Origin of the sequence: uncultured Thiocystis sp. (assembly GCF_903866365.1) — a bacterium.
Taxonomy (GTDB): Bacteria; Pseudomonadota; Gammaproteobacteria; order Chromatiales; family Chromatiaceae; genus Chromatium.
The window spans coordinates 1-12,502 of record NZ_CAIPNF010000113.1 but is presented as its reverse complement, the minus strand read 5'-3'; the positions used below and the strand labels follow the sequence as shown (position 1 = coordinate 12,502).

The window sequence follows — 12,502 nt, the reverse complement described above, 5'->3', positions numbered from 1 at the left end:
GGTACGCCTCCCCGTCGCTCCTGCCACGCCTTCATCGGCATCAATCGCCTACCCAGGTACTCGGTCTTGGACCAATCGATGATCAAGGCCAAAATACAGAAAACGCATTATTTACATACGTTGCTTTTCTTTTAGAAAAATTATTCTCATCCTCTATCTCGATAAAATCAATTTCTATGTTTGTAAAAATAGATCTAAGTTTATCGACGCAGCTTCTCAAAAAAAAATGATGGACGTGACTAATTACAATTAATCGGTCAAAGCCCAATAAACAATGATAATACATTGATGACCAAGTTATGTCATCTTCTCCGCGAACCATCGTTAAAGCGTTATATGTTACTTTTTTCATGTCCGGTCTTAAGTTGTGTTTTAGAGACTGTATAGAAACTCGTTGCTGACAAAAATCGCTTTACAAATTTGTCGAGCAAATGACAATTTATAGATTTTTCATTTGATAAGAGGACATTGCCGATTAGCCTGGAATAGGATCTAATACATATTTCGTGCTCGGAAGATAGAAAAAAGAGAGCAGGCGTTGGGTGTCGAGTTTAAGCTGCATTAAATTTGACACGAGGCGGCTTTTAAGATCGGCTTTGTTGATAATTGGCTCACGCTCCAGATTCCTGTACTTGATTTCATTCCAGACCTGCTCATCAGGATTATATTCAGGTGCATGCTTGGGCAAAAAGAAGACCCGAATTCGATCACGATGAGCGCGCACGAAAGCACGGATTTTTTTCGAACGATGAAAGGTTGCGTGATCGACGACTAGAACAATGGGACGAGGATGAACCATCAGGATTTTCTTTAAAAAATCGATATACTGATCGCTTGAGACGGATGTTTCCTCAATTGCGTAATACAGTTTTGGCGGATTCGCGGTGATGGCGGATAGCACATTATAGCCATCCCGCCGATCACTGGCCCGAACGATTGGAGTCGAGTTGACCTCGCCCCACGTGCGTCCCGAACGAGTCATGATGCCCACACCGGCTTCGTCCTCGAAGAAGATGTCAGCGTGCATCTTTTCCGCGACGCGCCGAATAACTGGCCATTTTTCAGTGACATAGCGCTTTGTCTCAGCCTCGTTATAAGCCAAAGCGCGATCTTGCGGAACTTGGCAACTCAAGCGAAGGCGATGCAAATGATTCCAGATCGTCGATTCATAAACGCGGATGCCAAATCGCGCATGCAAGAGATCGGCGAGGATGTTCAAGGTCCAGAGCTCGGTATCATATCCATAGTCGCTTGGGGTGGAGTGCAAGATCGTGCGTTTCAACCATTGTTCAAGCTTCGGAGTAATGACTGGAGCAGCGCCCGGCGCTTTGCGGGTATCAAGGGCTTGGTCGCCATCGGGCGTTGGTGCATAAATAAAGCGCATACTAATCAATTGGTTGCTTTGCAATTCTGGGGGAAAAAGCGGCTATTTTCTCGTATATAAGCGATATCTAATGAATAATTCTCTTTATTTTCATGGCTCTGCGCGCGTTATTTATGCACCAACGCCTCGCCATCGCGTCGATACCAATCGAGCCAGCGATAGAGATCGCTACGGCTAATATTGAGCACGCTCGCGACAATTTCAGGGTTATGACGCTCGTCAATACGGCATGCACGGCTATCCGGCGAATATAGGTCATCACGTCGTCAGGGACTTTTCGTGCATCAGTCATCCAATCGTTATTCATCGCGACCTCCAATTGGATTGATTGGCAAATATTCGTGATCCCCCTGATGATTTAGACACTACGTGATCCACGATGGTTCCATCGATTCTCTTTGACATATGAAATAACAATAAGTGACAACGTATAGCTAATTTTTAATTCATCACTTAAGTTCTTTCTGAATTCGAAAATTGACTGTTTTCCACATGCCGTACAAAACCCCGAAACCCGGCTATTTTGGAACTTTGTGTCTTTCTGGAATTGCCCTTTGCTAATCAAGTCTTAACAGTGGTTGATTTATCTCGAAAAATTTTTTGGATAGTTGATAAAACATTGTAGTTATCGAAGTCGGTTCCGAATATCCCTTGGTACTGAGGTGTGCTGGCCGGTTGCGCAAGATAAAGAATTCCATCCTCCTTGCCTAAAAACTCCGTGGCTATCTTTCGATCAAAAGGCGTTGACTTTGCGATCAAATCTTCTTTATGTTGTTGTGACAAAAAGCTGTAATCGTCAGTTTCTTCGCCCGACATAGCAACGAAAAAGTCAACGAGTTTTTCATGAATAATTTTAGACAAATCGGTGTTAGCATTCACCAATCTGAGTAAATCAGTGTACTTTGTCGAGATCGAAAAATTTTGCTTGATATTAGTTTTTTCAGTATTTAAGAGGTGCCCAGAATAATCAACAGTATCAAGAAAATCGTAAACTGGATTATTGATAATTTGCCCTTTCTCAAAAACTCGAACTTTGATGTTCTCTTTTCCAAAAATGTTAGCCCACCGCATCAATGCTTGATAACAGTCGATTCGATTGACGACATAGTCAGCATTGATGTCGAATGGCTGCTGATGCCGGCTACCATAAAATTTGACGAGCTGTTTATAAATTGATTCAGCATATTCGTCAATTCGACGCAAATATACAACAATTTTTACATCAAAATCATCTTTTACCAATTCATGTAAATGCTGAAGCTTGCCAGCATCCTTGATCACTGAAAACTCTTCTGAACTTAACACAACAGTTTCAGCGCCAGAAGAAACAGCTTCTTTTTTCAAATCAGCCCAATATTCTATCGGCTTTTTTTTGAGCATGGATAGAAACGCGGGATTTTGATTGATGGCAATCGCCAGCAAATGATGTGCAGAATCAATGGCCCCTGTTCTTGGATATAAATATCCGCTTTCCAGCAAATTTTTCCTGTTGTTTGCCAGGAAGGATTGGATGCTGGTCGTCGCTGTCTTATGGTATCCAATATGGATATACAAGGTTTTCATACCGCTAACTCGACAATCCGCTCTATCTTCTGCCGAAAGACTTGTATCGAATACCCTAAACACCCCCTCACCATCGCCTCGCGCATCTCCGCAATCTTGCCCTCAGGCTGATCAACCAATTGCCAGATCGCCTCAACCGCCCCATCGACGCTCTCATATAACTCGCCCACTCCCACGTCACGCACGATCTCATAGGGTCCACCCGCCTTGTAGACCAGCGGAATCACACCCCTCACCATGGCCTCAACCACGGTGATGCCGAAATGCTCTAACTCATGTGGCGAAAACCCTTCGGGCCGACCAAATCCGGCAGCATGCAGATAACAATCTGCTTCCTGGTAGGCTGCCTCAATTTCGCTAAATTCGACATTGGAGGCCAAGCGCACATCGAGCGACTTAGCCCGTAAAACGAGTCCGTTATAATAGTCTTCCTCACTCTTGGAGACACCGCCGAGCAGCGTGGCATCAATATCCCAACCCTGCGCCCGCCTCGCCGCCCGCAGACGCTCCACGACGTCCAGTACGATATCCTGGCGTTTGTTATGCCCGTGACGGAAAAAGCGTCCGACGTTCAGTAGTGACAGGCCCCGAGCCCGCCGCCATGTTGGTTTCACCTGGATCGCGCGCAGACGGGCTTCGAGATCACCGTCCCAGCAGGGCGGTGAGATCACATGAATGGGGAGCGCGGGTAGACCGTAGAGCAGCAACTGGCGCGCGACCTCATCGCGAGTGAAACGTGAGTTGACGATAAAGGCGCTGTAGCCCTCTAGCGACTGTAAAGCATCCGGACGCACCATGAAGTCGAGCGGAAAGGGGAACTGGCAGTGGTAGAGGTTATGTTGGCCAATCGCGGGTACCGACGGTACGATCTCGTTGCCCATCACGATCCAGAGGTCGGGTTTGGGTCGACGCAGCGCCTCGTTCCAGGAGAGGATGGAGAGACCGTCCGCCGAAACATTTAGATCTTCGGCCACCATCTTGAGCCGGTGGATACTGTTCAGCTCGGGAAACACCAGCGTGGTTTGATAGCGTTCAGCGACCACTGCCGCCAGAGTCAGCAGATATTTTTCGCCACCGCCTGGCCCCAGAGGGAAGGGGCTATAGAGGAATGCCTGCGGACGGTTAACGCGTGCCAGTGGCGGCGTGATGTACAGCGACAGTCGCGGGGTCGCCTCACCAAGATCTGCTCCCTGTTCTAACTTCCCAAACCAACGTTTAAAGAATTTATTGCGGTTGGTGTCGATGAGTTTATGCCACCCCTCGCCCATGAAGTTGCGCGTGGAAGTGTTCTCGAAATGGACGGCATGGGTTCCATGTTCAATGTAGAGTTGATAACCCGCACAGCGAATGCGCGAAAAGAGATCGGTATCCTCGTAGTAGAAGGGCTCGTAGAGATAGTCGAAGCCGCCGACCTGCTTGAGTACTCGATGATCGATCATGCAGCAGGCAGCCGAGCAGTAGTCGGCGAAGTGAGGCATGTGTGCCAGTGACTGGATCAGGCCAGGGCCTATCTTTGTATGCTTGCCGATCTGAATGAACTGGCCACAGCCACTCACTTTACCGCCGACTTCCTGCAAGCTGTAATTGGGCAGCACGAGGATCGGGCCAACAGCGGCGACATCATGCTGATGGTCGAAGACCGCACGCATTTTGACAAAGGTATCGCCGCTGACATAGGCATCGTTGTTCAGGAATGCGACATAGCGTCCCTTAGCCTGATCAAGCGCGATATTGTTGCCCTCGCCAAAGAAGCGGTTACGCTCTAGCCGCAACACTCGGCAATCCGGAAGGGGATTGAGATAACGGGCGAGGTTTTTATAGAGAAAGAAATCGCTGCCATTGTCAACGACGATCAGTTCATGCGGTATCGCCTGAAGCGCGCGGTGGGCGCAAAAACTCGACAGGATGCTATGCACCAGCTTGTTGTAGTTGAGGACGATGACGCTCAACTCTGGCCGCTCCGTCGATAGTTCGTCCATTGAGGCGGTCGGTTGACGATAGGCCCAGGTGCGCAACTCACGAACCAGGGCGACAAAATCAGTCGCGACAATGCGGCGGTCGCGCAGCTCAATTTCAGTCAGGCCGACTGTTTCAATGAGTTGTCCAATTGACTGCGGCGAGATATCAGGATGGAAGTCAACCCATTGCGTTTGCAAGACCAGATCATGTAAGGGGGTGTCGCCGCATTTTTCGCGACCCACTTCTGTGCGTTTATGGTTATAGAATTTGTCATCGACGAAGGGCGATGCATCGCCGCTGAAGCGATGGGTATTTAGCAGATAATGCTGTAACGGGCAAACTGTGAAATGACTGATTTGGAGATGATTGCGGTAGTACTCGCTATCGAACAATGGATGGGGGTCAAGCCCGATAAGCCACCCCTCCCGCAGGTAGTGGGACACGAGTGGCTGCTTGACCTCGATCCCTCTGAAATCGAGTTGTAACTGATAGTAGTCAGCATCGAAGAGTGGATGTGGAGAGCAACGCGGATCCAGCTCCAAAGCCGCCATGAAGCGCCGATAGGCGTGCGCCAATGGGCAGTCGAACCGTTTGGCGATATAAGCCAAGTCAAACAGTGGGTTGGGTGAGAGCGCGTAGTCTTCGCCATAGCGAAGGAAGAAGTGCAATGGAAAGTGCCGCAGCAGCCGATGTTGACTATCGTCGAGGTCGAGTTGTGCGATCTGCTGACCGATGTAGGCCGTGTCCAGTAGATGCGTCTCCTGGCCTCGATCAGCTTGATCGAGTAGGCTAGTCAGCGATTGCTGGTAGCTTATGGGGACGCTTTCCAAAGCAGGTTGATCGGCCTTGTGCAGTGTTAAGTAATGCCGCAGGGGATCACCAATACCGGCAACACTCATAGCCTCACCTTGGCGCTGCCAATAGTCTTCTGCGTAAAACTGTCTTCCTGGACTCAGTCTGGCATTGATGCCGATGCAGATATAGTGAATGAGTGGGTTGACGTCTTCAGGTAATCCGTGGGTTTGGTGGTACCACTGAGGCTCGAAGAATGGATTGGGTCGACGGTCATCGCGCCAGCCTTGCCGCAAAAAGTGTACAATGGCGTTAGCGTAGTTTAACAAGCCCGTTGAAAGTTGTTTGATGTAGTAACGCTCATCGAACAGACCGCTATCGTCGATCAGATCAATGTACGCGAGCAAGCTATCGGGTTTTCTGCGTTCCTGCTTCAGCCGTTGCACGCACTGAGCGATGAGCGGATCGAGCTGTTCGCGATGAGCCTGGTAATCGACATGAGCCATCAGTCTTTGAGCTTCCTGGACCGCACGGCTGTAGAGTTCTTTGTTGAACAGCAGGCGCACGCGATTATCAATGATCCAGAGGCTTTCCAGACCAGACATCTCGGCGGCGTCCAGGATCTGCAGGGCCGCATCGAAGTGACCTTGTTCGCGATAAGCGATGGCTAATTCGAGATGGAGATAGAGATTGTGCGGCTGGTTATCCAGAGCGACGCGAAGCACCTGAATAAGGTCTGGCCAGTTGAGGCTGGTTTTGAAAGACGTGATCTGCTCGCGGATGCTGTCGCTGAGTTGGGGATAGAGCTGTTGCAGCTCTGATATCACAAAGGCGCGCTCCTCGTCCCGTTCAGCCAATTCAAATGCCTGCTCCCAGTAAACAGCCGCAAGCGCCGGATCGTTCAGCGCGAGCTGCGCGCGGGCGCAGTTATCCTCGATCCAGACTGAGGAGCCAAAACGCTGCCGGGCCTGGTCGAGCAGACGCAATGAAGCCTCGGCTTGTCCTGACTCGCGCAGCAGGATAGCGTCGTTGAGGTAGTCGTTCAGATGCGCCTCGCCTTGGTCACCGAGCTGCCGATAACCTGCCATTGTTTCGGCGTCATCCGTCGCGGATCCAGTCCATTCTCCGAGCGACTCAATAGCGATTTCTTCACAACGGGGGAGCTGAGTTTCTAACATATGGCGTTCCGTGTTTTCCTTAAGGCGATTCACGTTCTCGACTTTGGCCATTTTGGCAGCTTTCCAGCCTGCTAACTGCCTGAAAAATCATGAGGGCAGAAAATGAGAGGGGGTGTGATCGGCAGCCCTACGCGGCGGCGTTCAAGGCCAAGGTCGGATTGGAAGCGATCCGAGGGGTGAAAACGGTCAACGAGATTGCCAGGAGCATGGTGTGCACCCGGTGCAAGTCGGGCAATGCAAGAAGGAGATTTTAGACCAAGCCGGCACGCTGTTCAAGACCAAACGCGGGCGCAAGCCGGCGGACGATCAGGGCGCGCCGGAACGCCTCGACAGCGAGATCGGGCGCCTCAAGATGGAACTGGACTGGTTAAAAAAAAAGTCCGGGCTGAGTCTGTGAATGTCCGTCGCGGATGGATCGAGCGTGAGGGCGAGGTCGCGGTGATCCGGCAATGTGCCTTGGCCGGGGTCGCGCGCTCCGGGGTCTATACCCGCTCAACGGAGGAGGTCGTCAGCGCGTTGGACCGGATGCTTTTGAGGTTGATTGACGCGGAGTACACCCGTCACCCGTTCGACGGCAGTCGGCGCCTGGTGGTCTTTCTGAAGACGCAAGGCCAGGTGGTGAATCGCAAGCGGGTGCAGCGACTGATAGGGATCATGGGTCTCGCGGGCATGGCGCCGGGACCGGCCACGAGCAAACCCACCCTGAGCACCAGGTTGATCCCGATTTGCGACGCGGGGTCGACGTCACGCGCCCGAACCAGGTGTGGAGCACCGATATCACGTCCGTGCGCTTGGCACATGGCTTCGCCGACCTGGTGGCCATCGTCGACGGGTACGCGCGCCGCGTGCTCGCCTGGCGTTTGTCCAACACCCTGGAGGCGGGATTCTGCGTGGACGGTCTGGAAGAGGCGCTCCGTACCCACGGCCGGCCCGAGATCTTCAATACCGACCGGGGGCACCGTTCACCCGCGCGGCGTTCACGGGGGTGCTCCTACGTGAAGGGATCGCCATCAGCATGGATGGACGCGGTCGGGCATTGGACAACATTTTCGTGGAGCGACTGTGGCGCCGCGTCAAGGACGAAGAGATCGACCTCAAAGGCGACACCAGCTTGCCCGAGTTGCTCCTGGGACTGACCGAGTCTTTCGCCTTCTACAATGGCGAACGCCCTCACCAATCTCTGGGGTACCTGACGCCGGAGGCGGTCTACCGCTCGGGGGAAGGCGGGGGAAGGCGGGGGAGCCAAAATCGTGGATCGCTTCGGCGAGACCACGCTGGGGCAGCGCCAAACGGCTGCGATTGAGGTCGGCAGCACAACTTAAATTCGGGCTAAAACTGTCCTGGACAGGGGGTCCACTTTACTCGCGGTTACGCGCCTGAGTCGCGCGACCGCGCTCGGCGAGGCGCTGCATTTTTTCTTCTACGAAACGCCCAAGGTGCTGTTGCTGCTGATTGGCATCGTCTTCCTGATGGGGGTCATCCAGACCTTTTTTGCCCCGGAGCGCACCCGCGCGTTACTGGCCGGTCGCCGCCTGGGGCTAGGCAATGCCATGGCGGCCAGCCTGGGCATTGTCACGCCCTTCTGTTCCTGCTCGGCGGTGCCGCTGTTCATCGGCTTTGTCTCCGCCGGGGTGCCGCTGGGGGTGACCTTCTCCTTTCTGATCGCCGCGCCCATGGTCAACGAGGTGGCCCTGGCCCTGCTGCTCGGCCTGTTCGGCTGGAAAGTGGCCGCGCTCTATCTGGGCCTGGGGCTGGCAGTCGCCATCGCCGCCGGCGCGATCATCGGCAAGCTGAAGATGGAGCGCTATCTCGAAGACTGGGTGCGCGCCATCCATCTGGGCGAGGCAACCGCCGCGAGCGGACCGGTGGCGACCTGGCCGGAGCGCCTGGCGACCGGACGACGCCATGTGCGGGAGATCGTCGGTCGGGTGTGGCCCTATGTCCTGATCGGCATTGGGCTGGGCGCGGCCATCCATGGTTATGTGCCGGAGGATTTCATGGCCGCCTTCATGGGCCGGGACGTCTGGTGGGCGGTCCCGGCGGCGGTGGTGCTGGGCGTGCCGATGTACACCAATGCCGCCGGCATCGTCCCGATTGTCGAGGCGCTGATCGGCAAGGGCGCGGCGCTCGGCACGACGCTGGCCTTCATGATGAGCGTCATCGCGCTCTCGGCCCCGGAGATGCTGATCCTGCGCAAGGTGCTCAAATGGCCGCTCATCGCCACTTTCATCGGTGTGGTCGCGACGGGCATCCTGCTGGTCGGCTATGTATTCAACCTCGTTCTGTAACGGAGCAATTGCATGAAAAACGTCAAGATCCTCGGCACCGGCTGCCGCAACTGTCAGACCACGCTGAACCTGGTCGCGGAGGTCGCCCGCGTCAGAGGCGTCGAGATCGCACTGGAAAAGGTGGATCGGATCGAGGACATCATGAGCTACCGGATCATGGCGACTCCTGGCGTGGTGATCGACGGCCAGATCGTCCACGCCGGCGGTGTGCCGGATCGCAAGAAGGTGGAAGGCTGGTTCGGTCAGGCGACCTGAGCGCGCTGGCTCGTGCCGGCAAGATCGCCGCACCACCCCGCAAAGCATCCCAATCAACCGCACGCGCAATCGCACCAAGGATTCTTAATGTCCATTCAACCCAAGACGGTGCTCATTCTCTGCACCGGTAACTCCTGTCGCTCGCAGATGGCCGAGGTCATCCTCAATCACGATCTGGCGGGCCGGGTGTACGCACGCTCCGCCGGTACCCACCCTCAGTCCAAGGTCGCCGAGGGTGCCATCGAGGCGCTGACGCTGGCCGGGCTGCCGACCGATGCGCTGCATCCCAAGGATGTCGACACCCTGGTCGATGAATCTTTCGATCTGGTCGTGACCGTGTGTGACAACGCCAGGGAAAGCTGTCCCGTCTTTCCGCGTCCCGTGCCACGGATCCACATCTCCTTTCATGATCCGCATGGCGAGCCGCTGGAATCCTTCATCCAGGTGCGCGACGACATTCGCACCCGTCTGGTGCCCGCCGTCGACCAGGCGCTGCGGCTTGACCTGACCGCCAAGGAGAATTGACATGTCGGCACAATGCGAAACCACCGCCAAACGCGCATCTGGCGCGCCGATGAACCTCTTCGAGCGTTGGCTGACCCTCTGGGTGGCGCTCTGTATCGTCGCCGGCATCGGGCTTGGTCAGCTTTTTCCCGCCCCCTTCCAATTCCTGGGCCGGCTCGAAGTGGCGCGGGTCAACCTCCCGGTGGGTCTGCTGATCTGGGCGATGATCGTCCCGATGCTGATGAAAATCGACTTCGGCGCCCTGCATCAGGTGCGCGAGCACTGGAAGGGGATCGGCGTCACGCTCTTCGTCAACTGGGGTGTCAAGCCGTTCTCGATGGCGCTGCTGGCCTGGCTCTTCATTCGCGGTCTCTTCGCGCCCTGGTTGCCGGCGGAGCAACTCGACAGCTATGTCGCCGGGCTGATCCTGCTCGCCGCCGCGCCCTGCACGGCCATGGTGTTCGTCTGGAGCCGACTGACCGGGGGCGATCCTTACTTCACCCTGTCGCAAGTGGCGCTCAACGACGCCATCATGATCGTCGCCTTCGCGCCGATCGTCGGGCTGCTGCTCGGGATTTCCGCCATCGTCGTACCCTGGGACACGCTGCTGACGTCGGTCGTCCTCTATCTCGTCATCCCGGTCATCCTCGCGCAAGCCTGGCGCTGGTCTCTCCTCAAATCGGGGCAGGAACGCTTCGACGCGACCCTGGATACCCTTGGCCATGCCTCCATCCTGGCCCTGCTCGCGACCCTGGTTCTGCTGTTCGCCTTTCAGGGTAGAGCCATGCTCGAACAGCCGTTGATCATCCTGCTGCTGGCCGTGCCCATCCTGATCCAGGTCTTTTTCAACTCGGCCCTGGCCTATTGGCTGAATCGGCAAGTCGGCGAGAAACACAGCGTGGCCTGTCCCTCGGCGCTGATCGGGGCCTCCAACTTTTTCGAGCTGGCGGTCGCGGCGGCCATCTCGCTGTTCGGCTTCGCGTCCGGTGCCGCGCTGGCGACCGTCGTGGGCGTGCTGATCGAGGTGCCGGCGATGCTGCTGGTGGTCCGGGTCGTCAACGCCACCCGGGGTTGGTACGAGGCTGGACCGGGCGTCGAATCGGCGACAGATCGCGGACCCGCCGGTTGAGCTTTAGCGCTTCAGGGCACGCATGGCCAGAAACAGCGCGGCGATGGAGCGCGCCTCGTCGAAATCGTCGCGGGCCAGCAGTGCGTCCAGGTCGTTCAGGCGCCAGGGCACGACCTCGATCGGCTCGGGTTCGTCGCCCGGCAGACGTTGCGGATAGAGCCCCTGGGCCAGCACAATCAGGCTGTGGTGCTGAATATAGCCGGGCACCAACGACACGCGGTCGATGATGCGCAGCTCGCGGGCGGCATAACCGATTTCCTCCTGAATCTCGCGGTTGGCGGCGGCGATGGGCTCCTCGCCCGACTCGACCACGCCCTTGGGAAAACCCAGTTCATAGCGGTCGGTGCCGGCGCCATATTCGCGGATCAGCAGCAGCGTGTCGTCATCGAGCACGGGTACAATCATCACCGAATCGGCGCCGCCGGGGATGCGTTCGTAGGTCCGGCGGCTGCCGTTGGCGAATTCCAGGTCGATCTGTTCGACCCGGAACAGACGGCTCTCGGCGACCAGACGGCGGTCAAGAATGGTGGGTTTTGGAGGCATGCGCGACATCCCGAGGTCAAGAATATGATCGATTGGAACCGGATCGACAGCGTCTTTCTGGACATGGACGGCACCCTGCTCGACCTGCATTTCGACAACCATTTCTGGCTGGAGCATGTGCCGCGCCGTTATGCCGAGGCACGCGGGTTATCCGTCGAGGCGGCCAAGGCGGAACTGCTGAACCGCTATCGCGACATCGAGGGCACCCTGAACTGGTATTGCATCGATCACTGGAGCCGCGAACTGGGGCTGGATATCGTCCTGCTCAAGCAGGAGGTCGAGCATCTGATCGCCGTGCATCCGCATGTGGTGGATTTTCTGGAGTCGCTCGCGGTGCTCGGCAAGCGGCGCGTACTGGTCACCAACGCGCATCAGAAGTCGCTCGGTCTCAAGCTGGAACGCACCCGGCTCGGCGGCCATTTCGAGCGCATCCTGTCCGCGCACGCTCTGGGGCGTGCGAAAGAGACGCCAGACTTCTGGTCGAAGCTCCAGGCCATCGAACCTTTCGATCCGGAGCGCACGCTGTTCGTCGATGACAACCTGAGCGTTTTGCGGGCCGCAAAGTCATTCGGTTTTCGCTGGCTGATCGCGGTAGTGAAACCGGACTCGAAGGGTCCGCGTCGCTCGGTCAGCGAGTTTATGGCCATTGGCGATTTTTCGGAGTTGCTGACCTCGATGCCTCTACCGGATTAAAAGGCCGGAGACTCCGACTGCTGGAGTCCGGCTTAACAAGCTGGCATTGATGACTATCTCGCCGGCGAGGAACGCTCTCTGGTCAAACACGAATAGGGGGGTGTCCAGCTCAGTGCGGTGGATACCAGATATTGTGATCTTGGCACTCGAAGCGTCCTTTGGATGGTGTGTCGAGATCCAACTCATCGGCGCTACCGCACTCAGATGGATACCC

At 55.7% G+C, this 12,502-nt stretch carries 11 protein-coding genes and 1 pseudogene; 7 read left to right on the top strand and 5 right to left on the bottom strand.

Annotation, left to right across the window (positions count from 1 at the left end; all coding sequences use genetic code 11):
- Window positions 1-230: hypothetical protein (locus QZY07_RS06995; protein WP_295401033.1), on the top strand; the 230-nt coding region annotated here is incomplete at its 5' end.
- 245 nt (window positions 231-475) lie between these two features.
- On the opposite strand, the gene QZY07_RS06990 is transcribed toward QZY07_RS06995, so the two are convergent.
- The 4 genes from QZY07_RS06990 to QZY07_RS06980 all read right to left on the bottom strand — a co-directional run bounded on the left by QZY07_RS06990 (window position 476) and on the right by QZY07_RS06980 (window position 6,927).
- Window positions 476-1,384 (bottom strand): IS630 family transposase, encoded by a 909-nt coding sequence (locus tag QZY07_RS06990; protein WP_295401031.1) that lies wholly within the window; start codon window positions 1,382-1,384, stop codon window positions 476-478.
- A 107-nt stretch (window positions 1,385-1,491) separates the two neighbouring features.
- Window positions 1,492-1,572 (bottom strand): hypothetical protein, encoded by an 81-nt coding sequence (locus tag QZY07_RS27335; protein ID WP_363183857.1) that lies wholly within the window; start codon window positions 1,570-1,572, stop codon window positions 1,492-1,494.
- A 373-nt stretch (window positions 1,573-1,945) separates the two neighbouring features.
- Entirely contained in the window at window positions 1,946-2,947 is a 1,002-nt protein-coding gene (locus QZY07_RS06985) for a hypothetical protein (RefSeq protein WP_295401029.1), read from the bottom strand.
- The gene (locus tag QZY07_RS06980) at window positions 2,944-6,927 is read right to left on the bottom strand and encodes a glycosyltransferase (protein WP_295401026.1); all 3,984 of its coding nucleotides are present in this window, start codon (window positions 6,925-6,927) and stop codon (window positions 2,944-2,946) included. Before QZY07_RS06980 ends, QZY07_RS06985 begins: the two co-directional genes overlap by 4 nt.
- 38 nt (window positions 6,928-6,965) lie before the next feature.
- On the opposite strand from QZY07_RS06980, the pseudogene QZY07_RS06975 reads away from it, so the two are divergent.
- From QZY07_RS06975 to arsB, 5 genes and pseudogenes are all read left to right on the top strand, one after another.
- Window positions 6,966-8,179 (top strand): annotated as a pseudogene (locus tag QZY07_RS06975) (IS3 family transposase).
- 19 nt (window positions 8,180-8,198) lie between these two features.
- Window positions 8,199-9,164, top strand: coding sequence for a permease (locus QZY07_RS06970; protein WP_363183855.1), 966 nt, complete (start codon window positions 8,199-8,201; stop codon window positions 9,162-9,164).
- Window positions 9,165-9,176: 12 nt separating this feature from the next.
- Window positions 9,177-9,419: a thioredoxin family protein gene (locus QZY07_RS06965; protein WP_295401024.1), complete on the top strand. Its 243-nt coding sequence runs from the start codon at window positions 9,177-9,179 to the stop codon at window positions 9,417-9,419.
- Between the two features lie 87 nt (window positions 9,420-9,506).
- The gene (locus QZY07_RS06960) at window positions 9,507-9,944 is read left to right on the top strand and encodes an arsenate reductase ArsC (protein WP_295401022.1); all 438 of its coding nucleotides are present in this window, start codon (window positions 9,507-9,509) and stop codon (window positions 9,942-9,944) included.
- Between the two features lies 1 nt (window position 9,945).
- On the top strand, window positions 9,946-11,052 hold the full coding sequence (arsB, locus tag QZY07_RS06955) for an ACR3 family arsenite efflux transporter (protein ID WP_295401020.1): 1,107 nt from the start codon (window positions 9,946-9,948) through the stop codon (window positions 11,050-11,052).
- A 3-nt stretch (window positions 11,053-11,055) separates the two neighbouring features.
- Here the strand turns inward: arsB and nudE are convergent, their stop codons facing one another.
- Window positions 11,056-11,595, bottom strand: a complete 540-nt coding sequence (gene nudE, locus QZY07_RS06950; RefSeq protein WP_295401018.1) for an ADP compounds hydrolase NudE — start codon at window positions 11,593-11,595, stop codon at window positions 11,056-11,058.
- A 24-nt stretch (window positions 11,596-11,619) separates the two neighbouring features.
- Here nudE and yrfG point away from each other — a divergent pair, with 24 nt between their 5' ends.
- A complete protein-coding gene (yrfG, locus tag QZY07_RS06945; protein ID WP_295401015.1) occupies window positions 11,620-12,288 on the top strand; it encodes a GMP/IMP nucleotidase in 669 nt (222 codons plus the stop codon).
- Window positions 12,289-12,502 lie beyond the last annotated feature (214 nt).